This window comes from Paenilisteria newyorkensis, assembly GCF_000766145.1.
In the GTDB taxonomy this organism is placed as follows: domain Bacteria; phylum Bacillota; class Bacilli; order Lactobacillales; family Listeriaceae; genus Listeria_A; species Listeria_A newyorkensis.
The window spans coordinates 38,837-56,563 of sequence record NZ_JNFB01000044.1 but is presented as its reverse complement, the minus strand read 5'-3'; the positions used below and the strand labels follow the sequence as shown (position 1 = coordinate 56,563).

Here is a 17,727-nt window from a genome sequence, read left to right as displayed (position 1 = left end):
AATGGCATTTAAAAGAATTCACGTTGTAGTTATGGACTCGGTAGGTATTGGGGAAGCGCCAGACGCGGCACAATTTGACGATTTCGACGTTGATACGTTAGGTCATATCGCACGCGAAAAAGGAGGGCTAAAAATGCCGAATATGGCGATGCTTGGCCTCTCGAATATTCGCGAAATCGAAGGCGTACCAGTTGCAGACAAGCCACAAGCCTACTTCACAAAAATGCAAGAAACGTCCGCAGGGAAAGACACGATGACAGGGCATTGGGAAATCATGGGGCTCTATATTGACACACCATTCCGCGTTTTCCCAGACGGATTTCCAGATGAATTGATCCAAAAAATTGAGGACTTCTCTGGTCGCAAAGTGATCGGGAATAAACCGGCGAGCGGTACGGAAATCATGGAAGAGCTTGGTGAAGAACAATTGGAAACAGGTGCTTTGATTGTCTACACGTCGGCGGATTCTGTTTTGCAAATTGCGGCGAACGAAGAACTGATTCCACTCGAAGAATTGTATCGTATTTGTGAGTATTGCCGAGAAATTACGCGCGATGAGCCTTATATGCTAGGCCGCATTATCGCTCGTCCTTTTGTTGGTAAAACGGCGAAAACATTCGAACGTACTTCCAATCGTCACGATTACGCGCTAAAACCATTCGACAAAACGGTGATGGATCACTTGAAAGATGGCGGTTTAGACTCGATCGCAATCGGAAAAATTTCAGATATCTTTGATGATGAAGGCGTTACGAGATCGATTCGCACGAAATCAAATATGGACGGTATGGATAAATTTATCGACCTGCTGACCGAAGATTTTCACGGCATGAGTTTCCTAAATCTAGTTGATTTTGACGCGTTGTTTGGACATCGTCGCGACCCAATCGGTTACGGTGACGCGCTAGAAGCATTCGACGCAAGACTTCCAGAAGTGTTCGCGAACATGCAAGAAGACGATTTGCTACTTATCACGGCCGATCACGGAAACGATCCAACATACCGCGGCACTGACCACACACGCGAATACGTGCCACTTTTAGCTTATTCGAAACAATTCAAAGACGGCGGCAAAGAACTTGATTTGCGCAAAACATTCTCAGATTTAGGCGCGACCGTCGCAGATAATTTTAAAGTGAAAATGCCTGAATACGGCACAAGTTTCCTAAACGACTTAAAATAAAAAAGGATTGGTGAACTAAAATGAGAATGGTAGACGTAATTTCGAAAAAGCGTGATGGTAAAGAGTTAACGACAGAGGAAATCCAATTTGTAGTCGATGGTTATACGGCTGGCAAGATTCCTGATTATCAAGTCAGCGCTTTGGCTATGGCGATTTTCTTTCAAGATATGACGGACCGTGAGCGCGCGGATCTAACGATGGCGATGGTCAATTCCGGCGAAACGATTGATTTGTCCGCGATTGAAGGCATCAAGGTAGATAAGCACTCGACTGGAGGTGTGGGCGACACGACGACGCTTGTATTGGCGCCACTTGTTGCAGCGCTTGACGTGCCCGTTGCGAAAATGTCTGGACGCGGATTGGGCCATACGGGAGGCACGATTGATAAATTAGAGGCGATCGAAGGTTTCCATGTGGAGATCACGAAAGAGCAGTTTATAGATTTGGTAAACCGTGATAAAGTCGCGGTTATCGGCCAATCGGGGAACTTAACTCCCGCTGATAAAAAATTGTATGCGTTGCGCGATGTAACTGGTACGGTCAACTCGATTCCACTTATTGCAAGCTCGATTATGAGTAAAAAAATTGCAGCAGGCGCCGACGCGATTGTGTTGGATGTTAAAACGGGCGCTGGTGCGTTCATGAAAACCGACAAAGATGCGGAAAACTTGGCGCACGCGATGGTTCGGATTGGGAATAATGTAGGTCGCCAAACGATGGCGGTTATTTCCGACATGTCGCAGCCACTAGGTTTTGCGATTGGGAACGCTTTGGAAGTACAAGAAGCGATTGATACGCTAAAAGGCGAAGGACCGGAAGATTTGACGGAATTAGTTTTAATTTTAGGAAGTCAAATGGTTGTTTTGGCTAAGAAAGCGAAGGACTTGGATGAAGCTCGCGAGATGTTGAAAGAAGTGATGGCGAACGGGAAAGCTTTGGCGAAGTTCAAGGACTTCTTGAATAATCAAGGCGGCGACGGTTCGATTGTGGATGATCCAAGTAAATTGCCGCAAGCGAAGTTCAAAATCGATGTGCCAGCGAAGGAAAGCGGCGTTGTGTCTGAGATTGTGGCGGATGAGATTGGCATTGCTGCGATGCTTTTAGGAGCTGGGCGCGCGACGAAAGAGGACGAAATCGACTTGGCAGTGGGCATCATGTTGCGTAAGAAAGTCGGGGATAAGGTGGCAGCAGGTGAGCCGCTTGTGACGATTTACGCGAATAAGGAAGATGTGAAAGCTGTTGAGGCGAAGATTTACGAGAATATTCGAGTGAGCGATAAGGCTGAGGCGCCGAAGTTGATTCATACGATTATTACGGAATAGTAGGAATGAGAAAAACCACCGATTGCAAAATTTGAATCGGTGGTTTTGCTTATTTAGGAGCTCAGTGTGTAGTGGAATGTAATGAGACTGCCTTCCTTGCTCTGCGTCATACTCCGGCGCCTTCGGATCTGGCTTCAACAGCCAGCCTCTCGGAAATTTCGTGGCCTCCGCAAAAACCAAAAGAGGGTTTTCGCTGCGCCCCCTAACAATTTCTGTCGAGGCTAACGGGCTGTTTCAGCACTTCGTCTATACAACATAAAATATAATGCAATCATCGCTCTGTGCGACTTTATTAAAAAATGTTCGCAAGGCTTGGAAATTTATTCGTAGTTCTTTCTCTAGCTTCTCTTTTTTGGTCCGCCAAGTTATCCCGTATAAACCGGCTTTTTTCAGTTCTTTAAAGCTGTATGTTGCGACGAATTCTTCTTCGGTGATGCTGAATAAGGCGTCTTTTGCCATGCGCACTTGTTCTGGATAGATGAAGTAAACGGTTGCTAGAGAGTCGCGAATTTCATTTTCGATTTTAAGTGGGACGATGTAGCCCCACGGAGATTTGCCGTTTTTGGTTTTCCCGCAAAAAATATAATGAATAATCTCCCAATATTCATCTAGTGACAGAAGCATCGGTAGCGTAAACACGGACTCATATCCCGCTTTTATTTCGCGCATTCCCGGCTCGTCAATATAATAGTAGTACCCATGTAATGCCATTTTGTCATTCCCCTTTCAAGTTGTCCCTTGTCTGTTTTATTGCTTGATAAAGAGTTACTTCACTGTGATAAAGTTTATTATGCGCAATTTTAGTTGATTTGTCAACGAAATGCTTAACTGTGTAATTTTGTAGTCGATAGTGGTAGAATTAAGAACAAATGTTTCTAGTTTTGAAAATTAGGGTAAGATAATAAACATGTTTTTAATGACAAAATGGAAGGGAAAGTGACCCATGATACGCTTCGAAAATGTAACGAAACAATATCAAAATGGTGAACATGCCGTCAAAAATATCGATTTAGACATAAAAGATGGCGAGTTTTTCGTATTGATTGGACCAAGTGGTTGCGGTAAAACGACGACGCTGAAAATGATTAATCGGCTTATTCCACTGACAACGGGCACAATTTATATCGATGAAAAGCGAATTAGTGATTATAACATTCATGAATTGCGCTGGAATATTGGCTATGTACTGCAACAAATTGCGCTTTTTCCACATATGACGATTGAGGAAAATATCGCGGTCGTGCCAGAACTGAAGAAATGGGAGAAGGAAAAAACGCATGATCGGATTACCGAATTGCTGAATAGCGTTGGACTAGACGCGGAAAGTTATCGGAATCGGAAACCGTCTGAGCTCTCCGGTGGGGAACAGCAACGTGTTGGCGTCGTTCGTGCTTTAGCGGCGGATCCTGAAATCATTTTAATGGATGAACCGTTCAGCGCGCTTGACCCGATTAGTCGCCAGAAACTGCAACAAGACATCATCGTTTTACAACGCCAAATCAAAAAAACCATCGTGTTCGTCACGCATGACATGCAAGAAGCGCTGATGCTAGGCGACCGAATTTGTATCATGAAAGATGGGGAAGTCGTGCAATGCGACACGCCAAACGAAATTTTGCAAAACCCAGCGAATGAATTTGTGCAGAATTTCTTGGAATCAGGCAACGTGAACAAACACGTATTGTCGTCTAAATTCACCGTACAAGACATGGTGGAACAAGGCTATTTCGAGGCGCAATCTATAGATGGAGAAGCCGATTTTGCAGAACGCATCGCGGTGGAAGTGTTACTACAACAACTAGCAAACCAGGCGTACGTATCCGTTGCGCGAGACGGCAAGCCAGTTGGAACCATCACACAGCAACACGTCATCCAATTCTTGGCGAAGCAACTAGAAAGGGAGGCTGAGCGCGTATGAGTCAATTAATCGATACGTTTCAGATACGACAGGACGCTCTCTGGGCCGCTTTAGTCCAGCACATTGAATTATCCTTTGTGTCGCTATTTATCGCCGTATTCATCGCTGTACCGCTTGGAATCTACCTAACGAGTCACAAGCGCGCGGCAGAACCAATCATCCAAGTGACCGCTATTTTACAAACAATTCCATCACTTGCCTTGCTCGGTTTACTTATTCCACTAGTCGGAATCGGCACAGTACCAGCGATTATCGCGCTTGTTATCTATGCCTTACTACCAATTTTGCGGAATACATATACTGGTATTAAAGAAATTGATCCAGTTTTGATGGAAGCCGCCGAAGCAATGGGAATGAACAAATGGAAAAAATTATATAAAGTCCAATTACCGCTTGCGATGCCAGTCATTATGGCCGGAATCCGTACAGCGATGGTCTTAATCATCGGAACTGCGACACTGGCTGCCCTCATCGGAGCCGGCGGACTAGGGGATCTGATTCTACTCGGAATCGACCGCAACGACAACAGCTTAATCCTACTCGGAGCTATTCCAGCAGCACTACTCGCGATCCTGTTCGACGTCATTTTGCGCTATATGGAAAAAGCAACGTTCAAACGCACACTCATCACGATTACCGGCGCACTCGTTATCACCGCGAGCATCATCATCGTGCCTTACTTCACCGGCCCGCAAAAAGAGCTTGTTATCGCCGGAAAACTAGGTTCTGAGCCCGAAATCCTAATCAATATGTACAAACAACTCATCGAAAATGATACCGACTTAAGCGTCACCGTCAAGCCAAATCTCGGTAAAACCAGCTTCGTTTACAACGCCTTAAAATCAGGCGACGTCGACATTTATCCAGAGTTCACAGGAACCGTTTTAGAAACCTTCCTCAAAGAACCAGCGAAAAATCACGACCCACAAGCCGTGTATGAACAAGCGCGCGACGGATTGGCGAAAGAGAATATGGCGTTCCTAAAACCGATGAAATACAACAACACATACGCCGTCGCGGTCGCACCAGAATTCGCAAAAGCCTACAACCTGAAAACTATTTCCGATTTAAAAGCCGTGCAAAACTCCGTCAAAGCAGGATTCACACTCGAATTTTCCGATCGTGACGATGGCTACAAAGGCTTGCAAAAACGATACGGTTTGCAATTCGACTCCCTAAAAACAATGGAGCCAAAACTGCGCTATTCCGCACTGAAAGCAGGCGACATCAACACACTCGACGCCTATTCCACAGACAGCGAAATCGCCCAATACAAACTCAAAGTACTAAAAGACGACAAACAACTATTCCCGCCATACCAAGGCGCACCACTCATGCTCAAGTCAACCTTAGAAAAATACCCAGAATTAAAAGCACCACTAGAGAAACTAGCAGGCAAAATCACCGACCAAGAAATGAGTGAAATGAACTACGAAGTCAACGTCCAAGGCAAATCAGCAGAAGAAGTAGCCAAAAACTACCTCCAAAAAGAAGGTTTGCTGAACTAAGCAAAAAGGAAGGCAGGAACTGGTGATAACTCACCGGTTTCTGCCTTCCTTTTTTGAATTAAAAGCCAGTTTCGACGGATGCATTCACGATATACATCAAATCATTCTTATCCGCTTTATCTGCAAGAAAAATCCCGCTCGTCGTCAACATTCCACCCGGCATCGTTTCCACCGTGACCGTCCCATAAGGAATAATCGCTCGAATCGCGTTCTCATCAAGCAATTCCGCGTCCGTCGGCAAAGCAAGCTTCACGTTGACAACCATATTATTCAAATCCTTACCCGGCAACAAATCCTCAATACCAGGCATCGAATTCGTAAAAATGGCATTTCTCACCGCTCGAATCGCGGCTTTCGTAATATCTTGGCCATGCACATCCACACCAAAACCAGTTTGGATAAACAATATTTTCTCCATCTCATCACGCTCCTATTTAAAGAATGCTAATCCTGGTCGTTCCTTTGCATACTGCTCTAAAATATGCGTCCAAACCTTACCTTCTGGATCATCACTCGCCGATAACGCAGCCGCCATCTGACGCCGTTGAGCCTCCCCAAGCTCAGCCTCAATCGCAGCTCCTGCCTCCGTCAAAAACACGCAACGCACACGCTTGTCCTTGGCAGACGGCTCCATGGTAATGTATCCCTTTTCCTTCAATTCTAACAACGGCTGATGTAGCGCCTGCTTCGAAACCTCGAGCAACGTCAACAACTCATTCATCTTAACACCCGGCGAATGCGCCACAAAAAATAAAATTCGGTGATGCGTCCGCGTAATGCCATACTTTCCAATGAGCCGATCCGCCGTTTCAACAAACGTCTTGTAAGCAAAATAAAATAGAGCGATCTGTTGATTTAATCGATCCTCTTTATCCATAATGTATCCCCTTTTTACTAAAATATAGATTCAGTATAGCACAGATTGCGCAAAGTAGGAATACACGAAACAGCGCCAGCTAACATCTCAAAACGATGCATAAAAACTGTAGTTTGCGGGTATTGTCGTAAGGAAGGAGTGGATGATGATGGGAAATAAATATCAACGTATTTTAGTAGCTTTAGATGGGTCAACACAAGCCGAAATCGCCTTTTTAAAAGCCGTAGAACTAGCCAAAGCAACAGATTCAGAACTTGGAATTGCAAGCATTGTAGACATCCGGTCATTCTCGCCGAACATCTCATACGATGGCGGACTAGAAAAAGCAGCACACGAAGAATCCACTGCCAGACTCGCCGAATACAAAAAACTCGCCGAAGAAGCCGGTATCGAGCAAGTACACACGTTCCTAGAAATCGGAAATCCAAAAACCCTACTCGCCCGCGATATTCCCGCCAAATTCGACGCAGATGTCCTCATTTGTGGCGCAACAGGCCTCAACCGTATCGAAAAAATCGTGCTGGGAAGCGTCTCCGCATACGTCCTACAACACGCAATCTGCGACGTCCTAGTCGTCCGCGAGAAGTAAAAAAAGCATGATACCAGCCAGCTCCGAATTTTGAGCTACTGCTATCATGCTTTTTAATCAATGCGTAATCTCTAAATCTTTCATTTTCTCAGGTTCATGTTTGTAGTGGAAGGTGAATTTGAAAACAATTGCCAGAATTAGCGTATAGGCCGCAAAAATCAGCCAGATAGTTTGCCAATCTTTCACGCCATCAATCGTATAATAATCGACAACCATACCGCTCAAAATCGCACCAACGTAGGCACCGACACCGTTTACCATCGTCATAAACAACCCTTGCGCACTCGCCCGAATATCCTTACTCACTTCTTGCTCCACGAAAATCGCGCCAGAAATGTTGAAGAAATCAAACGCACAGCCGTAAACAATCATCGAAAGTAGCAACAATACCGTACCAAATGGAGACGGATCGCCGAATGCAAACAGGCCAAAGCGCAACGTCCACGCAATCATGCTGACCAACATGACCGTTTTGATGCCGTAGCGTTTCAAGAAGAACGGAATCGCCAAGATAAACAGGACTTCCGCCATTTGTGAGACGGACAATAGAATCGACGGATATTTCACGACCAAGCTATCCGCAAACGCCGGATTCAAGCCGAAATCATGCAAGAACGGGTTACCAAACGTATTCGTGATTTGTAAAACCGCCCCAAGCAACATCGCAAATAGGAAAAATACCGCCATTTTTGGCTTCTTAAAAAGAACAAATGCATTCAAGCCGAGCATGCTGACCCAGCCTTGGTTTTTCTTTTTGTTCGCCGTCGGAATCGTAGGCATTGTCAGCGAATAAAGTGCAAGTAGGAGAGACGCGCCAGCCGCGATATAAAGCTGCACATTACTAAGCTCAAGTCCCGCAAAACTGATCGTCCACATCGCGATAATAAAGCCAACCGTTCCAAAAACCCGAATTGGCGGGAAGTTTGTCACCGTATCCATCCCAGCCTTTTCCAAACAATAGTAGGAAACCGTGTTCGACAAAGCCAAAGTAGGCATGAAGAACATCGCGTTCACTAGCATCACCCAGAACATCACAGTCGGATCCGACACAGTAGCCGCGTAAAACAGCGCCCCCGCACAGATAACATGGCAAGCGGTGTACAAATAATTCGCCTTAATCCATTTATCCGCTACAATCCCCATCAAGGTAGGCATAATCACGGCTGCGATTCCTTTAGAACTATAAACAATTCCAACCTCGACGCCCGAAAAGCCAAGCGTGTTAATCATATAAGAACCGAGCGTAATCAGCCAGCTCCCCCAAATAAAGTACTGCAAAAATGACATAAAGCGAAGACGCGTTTTAATCCCCATGATGTTCTCCCTCCAAAAACTTATTTTCAATATGATAAAAAGAAACCGTGATTAGAAACGAGAAATAATTTCGGTCACTAATTTTAAGAAAGTAGCTTTGACACGTTCTGCTGTCTCAATAACTTCATCGTGACTAAGCGGCTGATCCAAAATACCACAAGCCATATTCGTCAAACAAGAAATACCAACTGTTTCAATACCAGCATGGCGAGCAATCAAGGCCTCTGGAACCGTCGACATACCAACTGCATCCGCGCCAAAACCACGAATCATCCGAATTTCTGCTGGCGTTTCGTAAGTAGGTCCAGTCCACCAAGCGTAAACACCCTCACGCAAAGTCACATTTTGATCCGTTGCCACGTCTTTTACAATGGCGCGTAACCGCTTACTATACACTTCTGAAACGTCCAAGAAACGCACACCGAGATCTGGATTATTTGGCCCCATCAACGGATTGTTCGCCGTCAAATTAATATGATCCGTAATCAACATCAAATCACCAGGATTAAAGTCTGTATTCACCGCGCCACACGCATTCGTAATAATCAATTTCTCCACGCCAAGCGCTTTCATAACACGCACCGGGAAAGTCACTTCATCCAGCGGGAACCCCTCATAATAGTGGAATCTACCTTTCATCGCGACGATATTTTTGCCACCGATTTGGCCGATAACTAGCTCGTTCGCATGACCAACCGCAGCAGATTTCGCAAAATGAGGAATATCGTTGTACGGAATGTGAATCGCATCCTCAATTGTATCCGCAAAAGGCCCAAGTCCAGATCCTAAAATAATACCAATCGTTGGTTTAACCGCTGTCAACTGTTCAATGTAACGGACAGCCTCATTAATTTGTTCTGTTTTATGCATTGTCATTTCCTCCTCGAAATCATTAGGCATTTACAAAATTATATTGTAAAGCGCTTTCAGGATAATCTTAACACGGATGAAACGGAAAGTAAATAACTTTTTTTCATTTTGATAAAAAGAGTTGGAAATTGCTTTTTTGTTAGGTATTTGATACATTTTTACTATATAAGAGGGGGTCGTGGCCGTGGGAAGCAATATGTTGGAGGCGTTCCGAACAACGCAGAATTCAAAAATTAAGAAGTTGAAGATTTTATATAATTTGATACGAAAGCACGCGTCCATCACGGTAGAAGAATTGCTAGCTGAGACTGGCATGAAGCCGGCTACATGCGCGCGCTTGCTCGATGAACTGAGTAAAAGTGATCTGATTAACAGCGGCGAATTAGGTGCCTCAACAGGAGGAAGAAAACCGATTTTATACCGCATTAATCCCGAAAAAGCGTATTTGATAGGCATCGAAGTCACAAATATTTATTCTACGATTGTGCTTTCTGACCTCAATTTGAAAGAGATTGGACATAAGAAAATTCGCATGGGCACGCCAACCTCGATTTACAGGACGCTCGATATGTTTGTGGAGCAGTTGCTGGATTTGCTAAGCGAACACGAGAAACAGATTGCCGAAATTCTTGGGATTGGGATTTCCATCGATGATTTATTTGATCAGGTGAATCAGAATACGGATGTGACGCCGAGTGATATCGAGCATTATTTAGCCGCGAAAATCCCGACTTATATCATGGTTGGAAGTGGTGTGAATTTTGCGGCGCTCGCGGAATATCGCGTCCATTATTGGCAGACGAGTGAGCGCTTTTTGATGACGACGTGCGATATTGAAATTCGTAGCGCGGAGATTGTGGCAGGCGTTGTGACATCAGGAAGTAACGGCATGACGAACGCATTTGGGCACACGATTATCGACACGAACGGTTCGCGCTGTTATTGCGGCTCTTACGGTTGCCTTCATACATACAGTTCCTTGCCAGCGATTAAGGCAAAAATTCAGCATGATTTGAAGCAGGGAAAGGCATCCATGTTGACGAATCTCGTAGAAAATCCAGATGAAATCGATTACTTCACGATTTTCCAAGCGCTGGAACAGGACGACCCGATGTGCCACGAAATTCTGAAAAATGCGGCTTACTATTATGGTATCGCGCTATCCAATCTGATTTTGACGACCCAACCCGACACCGTTGTCTGCGGCGGAACCCTCGTTCCAAAAGCCACGTTTTTCGAGGACGTTAAAAACACCGTAGAAGAACGACTGAGAGCCTTTCCAAAAATAAAAACCACGATCCATCCAGCGAAAGAGTCCTATGAAATCGTGGCTCAAGGCGCAGGCGGCATGGTTTTAGAAAAATTCTTAAATGAATAGAGAATGGCGCTGCCTCGGATGCAGCGCCCAGCGTGTCGACAAACACTCATTTTCGTCGTTAAAAGCTCCGTTCCAGTGCTCTTGTACTCTAGTACACTCCGCGCTGGTACTCGCTTTTGCCTAGAAACTAAGTATTTGTCGACACGCTGAAGTTTGGAGAAATATCACATTAAGCATTTTTTTAACTGTGAGCAAGTTCGACTTCTTTCTTATCTCCCTTGTACGTATACAAAAACCAAGCCACTTTTTTCTGGATATCGGGGTTTGCAAACATCGTTCTGTGGTCATATTCGGCGCCTTTATAATAGCTTTCTAAGTACACTTTAGCGGTATCTTTAAAAATAAGGCGCGAACCCAAAGCACTCAGAACCGGGACGATATCATCCGAAAAACTCCCATCATCAATATCCGCAGCAATGGACAACACTAGCAAATTAGAATCCATTTTAGCGCGATTATCTTCGTATATTTTCAAAAGAGGCGTCGTCACAGGAACATCGTCAAACGCCAAATCCCCATCATTATCCTCTTCACCCAAATCATTATACGGCGCACCCATCGCAACTAAGCGCTCGAGTGTTGGTGTTGTCTTGGCATACTTCTGCGAGTAAGTCGACAAGACCAGCCCGCCATTCGAATGCCCAACACCATCAAACGTAGTCAAATGATACCGTTTTTCAAGATCCTGCATCGCGATACGAAGCCAATCCGTTTGTTGCTCAATGGACGCATCGATACTATCCTCAAAACCAATTTGAACGATAGGATGTTTGGCATTTTTAGTAAATACGCCATGATAAGTCAGCTTGCCATCCGTCCCAACCTCGAGTTTAATCCGCTCATTCGAAAGTTTGTAATCCTTGATAAACGTGTCGCTAAAGCCATCAAACGTATCGGTGCTACCGCCAGTTCCATGAACGAGAATGAGGGCGGTTTCCCCAGAGAGATTTGGCAAATTTTCGAGTTCTTTTTCCGAGGCCTTCGAATTCCCACATCCCGCCAAAACGAGAAGAAGTAATCCAAGCCCGAGTATCCATTTTTTCATGTGACTAAATCCTTTCTTTGGCGTGTTATTTCGCTTCACTATCCAGTTTTCGCCTGATTTCCCGCGCGATACATTCTACTGTATAAAGCGCCGGAAGTTGGGACGTAATATCAGCGCCTTGATACGTTTCGCGGTGAATATAATACGGGATATTAACGTCCGAAAGTCGCGCCACCGTTGACTTTTCGCTATTTGTGATCGAAAGAATTTTGCATTGGTGGGCGTTGATATGTTGAATGTATTTAATGACTTCACTCGTTTCGCCAGAGACCGAGACCGCGATGATGCACAGTTTCCCGGAAAGTCCTTTAGAAAGGTGATTGAATGGGTGGTTCAGCGGGTCCTCGATGTGCAAAGCGAGCGTGAATAACGAGGAAAAATAGAGCGCACCATACTCGGCGACAATGCCCGACGAGCCAACGCCGACAAATAAAACCAGCTCGGCATCCTTCAACAACTCGGCAGCCTGTGCAATCCGCGACTTAAATTCCGCCTGTGATGTCCGTTTTAAAAAATCAATATATGTTGTTTCATCCGCCAAGTCCACCTGCGTCGCACTCGATTGTTCCGCATACATCCGCAAACGCACCCGAAACTCCGAAAAACCACTGCATTCAAACTTACGGCAAAATCGTAAAATCGTCGCTGTACTAACATGTGTCGCATCCGCTAAATCACGAATCCGCATCAAACTAACCTTGTCCAAATTGGCGGTGACATACTTATAAATCATCATGTCCACATCGCTCAATTCAGGCGTCTTATCCAAAAATAGCACAACGTTTCGACCTCCTCTAGGAATCAACCTATATCAAAAGTCTAGCATATAACATCTAGCGTTACAACCTGTTACTTTCGCGACACAAGTTTCATCTTTGCAAACGCTTTTCTAAATGGCTATGCGCTATATCAATTCCAATGAGCAGCATCTATAATAAAGACAAGAAAGCGCTATCTTTTTTGAGGTCCTGTGAAGGAAACGAATTAGGGCCTCAATATGCAGAGAAACGAAGTGAGTCTGTAGTCATTTCAATTTAAAAAAAGGTGAGGAGAAAAGACAATGAATAAGTTTTACGCATTTTTGGAAAACCGTTTGGCGCCAGTCGCAGCGAAATTATCGGCGCAACGACATTTAGCATCGGTTCGTGACGGTATCATGCTAGCCATGCCATTTTTAATTATTGGTTCTGTTTTTATGATTATTCAATATTTACCGATTCCAGGTTATGAAGACTTTATGGCGAACATTTTTGGTTCCCAGTGGCAAGTGAAACTCGGGTATCCCGTCGAAGCTTCCTACAATATTATGGCGATTCTAGCCTGTTTTGGCGTCGCTTACCGGCTCGCTGAGAAATATAAAACCGCCGATCCCTTGATGAGCGGAGCGGTTGCCCTTGTTAGTTTTATCCTAACGATTCCACAAATCACGTCCTTCACACCAGAAGGTAGCAAAACGGCGTACGATGTTGGCGGTGTCATCCCAACGATTCTTACCGGGAGTCAAGGCCTGTTCGTCGCAATCGTTATAGCCCTAGGTGCCACCGAGATTTTTCGCGTGATTTTCGAGAAAAACTGGGTCATCAAAATGCCGGATGGTGTGCCCGAAGCCGTCGGAAAATCGTTTATTGCCCTGATTCCAGGATTTATCACGATTACAACGGTCTGGATTTTACGCCTGCTCATCGAGTTAACACCATTTTCGAGCATCAATGAAATTATCTCGACAGTCATCGGTATCCCTATGCATTATATTGGAAGCACATTACCTGGCATGATTGTAACCGTTATCATCATTGCTCTACTTTGGAGTATCGGCTTGCACGGCGACGCCATCATCGGCGCCTTCACCAATCCCGTTTGGCTTGCCAACATGGACGAAAATCGCGCCGCATTCCAAGCAGGCAAAGAATTACCGAACGTCGTTACGCAACAATTTTACGAATTATGGATTGTGCCCGGCGGAACTGGCGCCTTGCTTGGCCTCGTTATCCTGCTATTCTGGCGCGCGAAAAGTAAGCAAATGAAGCAACTCGCCAAAATTTCCGGACCAGCGAGCGTATTCAACATCAGCGAACCAATCGTATTCGGTGTCCCAATCGTTTTGAATCCCTATTTCATCATTCCATTCGTGCTCACACCAGTACTTCTCGTAATCATGACCTATTTCGGTATGGAATCCGGCCTTGTCGCAAAACCAGCCGGCATCGCGCTTCCATGGACCACACCGCCAATCATCAGCGGCTTCCTAGCAACCGGTGGCAAAATATCCGGATCGATCATGCAAATCATCAATATCCTCGTTGCCATGCTCATCTACTGGCCATTTTTCAAAGTCTGGGATGCGCAAAAATATAAAGAAGAACAAGCTTTAACAAATGAAGAAGTTGGGAGTCCTAAAGCATGAAAAAATCATTGAAAATCGCAACAATCGGCGGTGGATCAAGCTACACACCCGAACTAATCGAAGGCTTCATCAACCGCTACGACGAATTACCAATCAGCGAACTATGGCTTGTTGATGTTGAAGAAGGCCGCGAAAAACTAGAAATCGTCGGCGCGTTAGCAAAACGAATGGTGGAAAAAGCCGGCGTCCCAATCCAGATTCACCTCACGATGGACCGCGAAGAAGCCTTAAAAAACGCCGACTTTGTAACGACACAATTTCGCGTTGGGCGTCTCGAAGCCCGGATGCTAGATGAAAGCATTCCGCTAAAATACGATGTCATTGGCCAAGAAACAAACGGCCCCGGCGGACTTTTCAAAGGATTGCGGACGATTCCAGTCATCCTCGACATTTGCCGTGACATCGAGCGCCTATGCCCAGACGCCTGGCTTGTCAATTTCACCAATCCAGCAGGAATGGTCACTGAAGCCGTGTTGCGCTACAGCAATATCACGAAAGTCGTCGGATTATGCAACGGTCCAATCGGCATCGAAAAAGGCATCGCCAAAGAACTCGGCGTCGACACATCCCGCATCTACGTAGAATTCGCAGGCCTTAACCACATGGTCTTCGCGAAAAACGTCTATCTCGACGGCAAAAACGTCACGCCCACTGTCATGGAAAAAATGACAAAAAACGAAGACGGCATTTCCCTAAAAAATATCGCAGACGTCGGCTGGGACCCGCTATTCCTAAATACGCTCGGCATGGTCCCAATCGGCTATCTACGCTATTACTACCAAACATCTATCATGCTCGCTGAACAAAAAGCTGCTGTTGCCAAAGAAGGAACCCGAGCAGAAGTCGTGAAGCGCGTCGAAACCGAACTTTTCGAACTATATAAGAATCTTGATTTGGCCGAAAAACCGAAACAACTCGAACAACGCGGAGGTGCCTATTACAGTGAAGCCGCTTGCAATTTAATCCATTCCATTTATAATGATAAGCGAGACATCCAAACCGTCAATACACGCAACAATGGCGCGGTGGCAGGCATTGATCCAGATTCCGCCGTCGAAGTAAACTGTGTCATTACCAGTCAAGGCCCGATTCCGCTAACAACGGGCCCACTTCCAATCGCGGTAAACGGCCTCGTCCAGTCCATCAAGTCCTTCGAGCGCCTAGCTGCAGAAGCCGCCGTGACAGGCGATTACAACACAGCATTACTCGCGATGACCATCAACCCACTCGTGCCAAGTGATGCGGTCGCGCACCAACTTTTAGATGAGCTACTCGAGGCACACCAAGCGTATTTACCACAATTCAATAAATAAAGAGAGGAAGATGGAACCAAGATGAACGCATTAAATTTGAAAGTACTAGCAGATTACGAAACGATGAGCGACGCAGCAACAGCGCTTGTCATCGAAACATTCCAACGCGCACCAGAAGGCCTATACTGTTTTGCCGGAGGAGACACACCAGTTGGCACATTACGCCGACTCGTTGCCGCCCACAAAGCCGGTGAAATCGACTTGCAAAAAGCCTATTTTGTAGAGCTTGACGAATGGGTAGGACTAGACGGAGACGACGAAGGCAGCTGCCTGAACTATCTCGAAACCGAACTCTTCGGCCCAGCACAAATCGACCCGTCCCATTACCACTACTTCCACGCCAAATCCGCCGATCTCGAAGGCGAATGCCGCGCAGCAGACCTATTCATAAAACAACACGGCGGACTCGAACTCATCTTACTCGGCGTAGGCGTCAATGGCCATCTCGGCTTCAATGAACCAGGCGTCAGCTTCGAAAACTACGCCCACATCATCGACCTCGACAGCACAACACAAAACGTCGGCCAAAAATACTTCACAAAAGAAGTCGACCGCACAAAAGGCATTACACTGGGCATAAAACACATACTCGAAGCAAAAACGGCCATTCTAGTCGCAAACGGTGAGAAAAAACAAACTGCAATCACCCATTTAATAGAAGAAAAAGTCACCGCTGAATGGCCAGTAACCGTTCTCAGAGAACACACCAATGCCCACATCTTTATCGATAAACTAGCCCATTCCTAATAAGAGAACCTTGCGCTAATAAAAGCCGGCGCAAGGTTTCTTTATGTAAATATTGAGTATTCTCCTAATATGTAGTATTCTTAAGAAAGAAATGCTACATAAAAGCGTTATCAAATAAACAAATGTGAAAAGGGAGAAAAGATCGAAATGGAGAGAAAAGACAATCTAGATTTGTTAAGGTGTTTATCGATTTTAATGGTCATCGTTATCCACGTATCCGCAACACATCTACTTGGAAATGCTGCTAAAATGAACACAAATTTCGATATCGCCAATTTTTACGATTCGATATCGCGCACAGCTGTGCCATTATTCGTGCTATTAAGCGGCTACTTCACATTACGAAAAAGCAAAAACCTAAAAATGTACTTCAAAAAACTAACATTAGGCTTAATCATCCCGACACTCGTTTGGATGGTGCTCTACGAAGTATTCGAATTCCTAGATGCAGGCGGTTGGAACGGCTTCATTCAATTCGTAAAAGACGGCGGATTATGGGGCTCATTCGATAACCTATTCCTAAACAATCTCGGCAGACATCTCTGGTTTATGCCGATGTTCATCGGGTTACAGATTCTAGCGCCACTACTTATCTTTATCCGAAAACAAATCGGTGAAGTAGCTTTCTTCATTCTCGGTCTATTTTTCCTAGCAGTCGGACTACTCGAAGCCTTTTTCGCATTCCGAGGAACAGACATGATCATCGCCAACGTATTCAGCTGCGTACTCTATCTCGGCTACTTCATCCTTGGCTACAGCTTACCAAAAACCATCCTATCCCGATTAAAAAAAGTAATTTGGTTTGCATTTTTCGCGCTTAGCACAGCAGCCATCTACTTTCTCACCAACTGGGCTATGGAAAATCGCGCAGACATCAGCTTTAAACCACTCTACTTCTACGATTACCTATCAATAGTTGTCGTCATCGCAGCGTTTTCACTCTTCATGCTATTCACCAAGATCCAGATCCGCAACACCGGCTTACAAAAAATATCGCGTAGCATCACACCACACATCTTCTTCATCTATTTCGTACACCTCATCATTCTGCGCTACGTCACACGATTCTTCGCAGAAATAATGCCAGTAGAAGATCACTTATCGTGGGCCATTCCACTTATGAGCATCATCATTTTCATCCTATCCTACCTCATCAGCCTCCTATTCAGCACGCTAAAATCACTATTCGTAAAAAAGAAACAACCGGGACCACTAGATTTTAAAATGACGAACTCCCCGATCGAAAAAGTATAGCAAAA

Annotated in this window: 17 protein-coding genes; 10 read left to right on the top strand and 7 right to left on the bottom strand. The window is 45.2% G+C overall.

Features of this window, described 5'->3' with window-relative positions:
* Nucleotide 1: 1 nt before the first annotated feature.
* Together deoB and EP58_RS14535 are read left to right on the top strand one after the other, a co-directional pair.
* A complete protein-coding gene (gene deoB / locus EP58_RS14540) occupies nt 2–1,183 on the top strand; it encodes a phosphopentomutase (protein WP_036094543.1) in 1,182 nt (393 codons plus the stop codon).
* A gap of 20 nt (nt 1,184–1,203) precedes the next feature.
* Entirely contained in the window at nt 1,204–2,505 is a 1,302-nt protein-coding gene (locus tag EP58_RS14535) for a pyrimidine-nucleoside phosphorylase (protein ID WP_036094542.1), read from the top strand.
* 246 nt (nt 2,506–2,751) lie between these two features.
* On the opposite strand, the gene EP58_RS14530 is transcribed toward EP58_RS14535, so the two are convergent.
* A complete protein-coding gene (locus EP58_RS14530; RefSeq protein WP_036094541.1) occupies nt 2,752–3,216 on the bottom strand; it encodes a DUF1877 family protein in 465 nt (154 codons plus the stop codon).
* A 232-nt stretch (nt 3,217–3,448) separates the two neighbouring features.
* Between EP58_RS14530 and EP58_RS14525 the strand changes: the two genes are divergently transcribed.
* Together EP58_RS14525 and EP58_RS14520 are read left to right on the top strand one after the other, a co-directional pair.
* On the top strand, nt 3,449–4,423 hold the full coding sequence (locus EP58_RS14525; RefSeq protein ID WP_036094539.1) for an ABC transporter ATP-binding protein: 975 nt from the start codon (nt 3,449–3,451) through the stop codon (nt 4,421–4,423).
* Nucleotides 4,420–5,931: an ABC transporter permease/substrate-binding protein gene (locus tag EP58_RS14520; protein ID WP_036094536.1), complete on the top strand. Its 1,512-nt coding sequence runs from the start codon at nt 4,420–4,422 to the stop codon at nt 5,929–5,931. The genes EP58_RS14525 and EP58_RS14520 overlap by 4 nt, the downstream gene beginning before the upstream one ends.
* A 58-nt stretch (nt 5,932–5,989) precedes the next feature.
* On the opposite strand, the gene EP58_RS14515 is transcribed toward EP58_RS14520, so the two are convergent.
* Nucleotides 5,990–6,349, bottom strand: a complete 360-nt coding sequence (locus tag EP58_RS14515) for a Lin0512 family protein (protein ID WP_036094535.1) — start codon at nt 6,347–6,349, stop codon at nt 5,990–5,992.
* A 12-nt stretch (nt 6,350–6,361) separates the two neighbouring features.
* Nucleotides 6,362–6,808: a MarR family winged helix-turn-helix transcriptional regulator gene (locus tag EP58_RS14510; protein ID WP_036094534.1), complete on the bottom strand. Its 447-nt coding sequence runs from the start codon at nt 6,806–6,808 to the stop codon at nt 6,362–6,364.
* A 148-nt stretch (nt 6,809–6,956) separates the two neighbouring features.
* Here EP58_RS14510 and EP58_RS14505 point away from each other — a divergent pair, with 148 nt between their 5' ends.
* Nucleotides 6,957–7,397, top strand: a complete 441-nt coding sequence (locus EP58_RS14505; protein WP_036094532.1) for a universal stress protein — start codon at nt 6,957–6,959, stop codon at nt 7,395–7,397.
* 57 nt (nt 7,398–7,454) lie between these two features.
* On the opposite strand, the gene EP58_RS14500 is transcribed toward EP58_RS14505, so the two are convergent.
* Both EP58_RS14500 and EP58_RS14495 read right to left on the bottom strand, forming a co-directional pair.
* Entirely contained in the window at nt 7,455–8,711 is a 1,257-nt protein-coding gene (locus EP58_RS14500; protein ID WP_036094531.1) for a nucleoside permease, read from the bottom strand.
* Between the two features lie 51 nt (nt 8,712–8,762).
* Entirely contained in the window at nt 8,763–9,581 is an 819-nt protein-coding gene (locus EP58_RS14495; protein WP_036094530.1) for a purine-nucleoside phosphorylase, read from the bottom strand.
* Nucleotides 9,582–9,765: 184 nt separating this feature from the next.
* Here EP58_RS14495 and EP58_RS14490 point away from each other — a divergent pair, with 184 nt between their 5' ends.
* Nucleotides 9,766–10,959 carry an ROK family protein gene (locus EP58_RS14490; RefSeq protein ID WP_174428846.1) on the top strand — a complete coding sequence of 398 codons (1,194 nt, stop codon included), beginning with the start codon at nt 9,766–9,768 and terminating at the stop codon, nt 10,957–10,959.
* A gap of 181 nt (nt 10,960–11,140) precedes the next feature.
* On the opposite strand, the gene EP58_RS14485 is transcribed toward EP58_RS14490, so the two are convergent.
* Together EP58_RS14485 and EP58_RS14480 are read right to left on the bottom strand one after the other, a co-directional pair.
* Nucleotides 11,141–12,004, bottom strand: coding sequence for an alpha/beta hydrolase (locus EP58_RS14485; protein WP_036094529.1), 864 nt, complete (start codon nt 12,002–12,004; stop codon nt 11,141–11,143).
* Nucleotides 12,005–12,029: 25 nt separating this feature from the next.
* Nucleotides 12,030–12,782, bottom strand: coding sequence for a MurR/RpiR family transcriptional regulator (locus EP58_RS14480; protein WP_036094528.1), 753 nt, complete (start codon nt 12,780–12,782; stop codon nt 12,030–12,032).
* A 282-nt stretch (nt 12,783–13,064) separates the two neighbouring features.
* Here EP58_RS14480 and celB point away from each other — a divergent pair, with 282 nt between their 5' ends.
* The 4 genes from celB (at nt 13,065) to EP58_RS14460 (ending at nt 17,722) form a co-directional block, all read left to right on the top strand.
* Nucleotides 13,065–14,408 (top strand): PTS cellobiose transporter subunit IIC, encoded by a 1,344-nt coding sequence (gene celB, locus EP58_RS14475; protein ID WP_036094527.1) that lies wholly within the window; start codon nt 13,065–13,067, stop codon nt 14,406–14,408.
* Nucleotides 14,405–15,721, top strand: coding sequence for a 6-phospho-beta-glucosidase (locus EP58_RS14470; protein ID WP_036094526.1), 1,317 nt, complete (start codon nt 14,405–14,407; stop codon nt 15,719–15,721). Before celB ends, EP58_RS14470 begins: the two co-directional genes overlap by 4 nt.
* A 21-nt stretch (nt 15,722–15,742) precedes the next feature.
* Nucleotides 15,743–16,468: a glucosamine-6-phosphate deaminase gene (locus EP58_RS14465; RefSeq protein ID WP_036094524.1), complete on the top strand. Its 726-nt coding sequence runs from the start codon at nt 15,743–15,745 to the stop codon at nt 16,466–16,468.
* 147 nt (nt 16,469–16,615) lie between these two features.
* Complete coding sequence (locus EP58_RS14460) at nt 16,616–17,722, top strand: acyltransferase (protein ID WP_036094521.1); 1,107 nt, start codon at nt 16,616–16,618, stop codon at nt 17,720–17,722.
* Nucleotides 17,723–17,727: the final 5 nt, after the last annotated feature.

What these genes read in the sequence shown, in the direction of transcription:
- deoB (WP_036094543.1), top strand. Translation starts at nt 2, where the DNA reads ATGGCATTTAAAAGAATTCACGTTGTAGTTATGGACTCGGTAGGTATT.
- EP58_RS14535 (WP_036094542.1), top strand. Translation starts at nt 1,204, where the DNA reads ATGAGAATGGTAGACGTAATTTCGAAAAAGCGTGATGGTAAAGAGTTA.
- EP58_RS14530 (WP_036094541.1), bottom strand. Translation starts at nt 3,216, where the DNA reads ATGGCATTACATGGGTACTACTATTATATTGACGAGCCGGGAATGCGC.
- EP58_RS14525 (WP_036094539.1), top strand. Translation starts at nt 3,449, where the DNA reads ATGATACGCTTCGAAAATGTAACGAAACAATATCAAAATGGTGAACAT.
- EP58_RS14520 (WP_036094536.1), top strand. Translation starts at nt 4,420, where the DNA reads ATGAGTCAATTAATCGATACGTTTCAGATACGACAGGACGCTCTCTGG.
- EP58_RS14515 (WP_036094535.1), bottom strand. Translation starts at nt 6,349, where the DNA reads ATGGAGAAAATATTGTTTATCCAAACTGGTTTTGGTGTGGATGTGCAT.
- EP58_RS14510 (WP_036094534.1), bottom strand. Translation starts at nt 6,808, where the DNA reads ATGGATAAAGAGGATCGATTAAATCAACAGATCGCTCTATTTTATTTT.
- EP58_RS14505 (WP_036094532.1), top strand. Translation starts at nt 6,957, where the DNA reads ATGGGAAATAAATATCAACGTATTTTAGTAGCTTTAGATGGGTCAACA.
- EP58_RS14500 (WP_036094531.1), bottom strand. Translation starts at nt 8,711, where the DNA reads ATGGGGATTAAAACGCGTCTTCGCTTTATGTCATTTTTGCAGTACTTT.
- EP58_RS14495 (WP_036094530.1), bottom strand. Translation starts at nt 9,581, where the DNA reads ATGCATAAAACAGAACAAATTAATGAGGCTGTCCGTTACATTGAACAG.
- EP58_RS14485 (WP_036094529.1), bottom strand. Translation starts at nt 12,004, where the DNA reads ATGAAAAAATGGATACTCGGGCTTGGATTACTTCTTCTCGTTTTGGCG.
- celB (WP_036094527.1), top strand. Translation starts at nt 13,065, where the DNA reads ATGAATAAGTTTTACGCATTTTTGGAAAACCGTTTGGCGCCAGTCGCA.
- EP58_RS14470 (WP_036094526.1), top strand. Translation starts at nt 14,405, where the DNA reads ATGAAAAAATCATTGAAAATCGCAACAATCGGCGGTGGATCAAGCTAC.
- EP58_RS14465 (WP_036094524.1), top strand. Translation starts at nt 15,743, where the DNA reads ATGAACGCATTAAATTTGAAAGTACTAGCAGATTACGAAACGATGAGC.
- EP58_RS14460 (WP_036094521.1), top strand. Translation starts at nt 16,616, where the DNA reads ATGGAGAGAAAAGACAATCTAGATTTGTTAAGGTGTTTATCGATTTTA.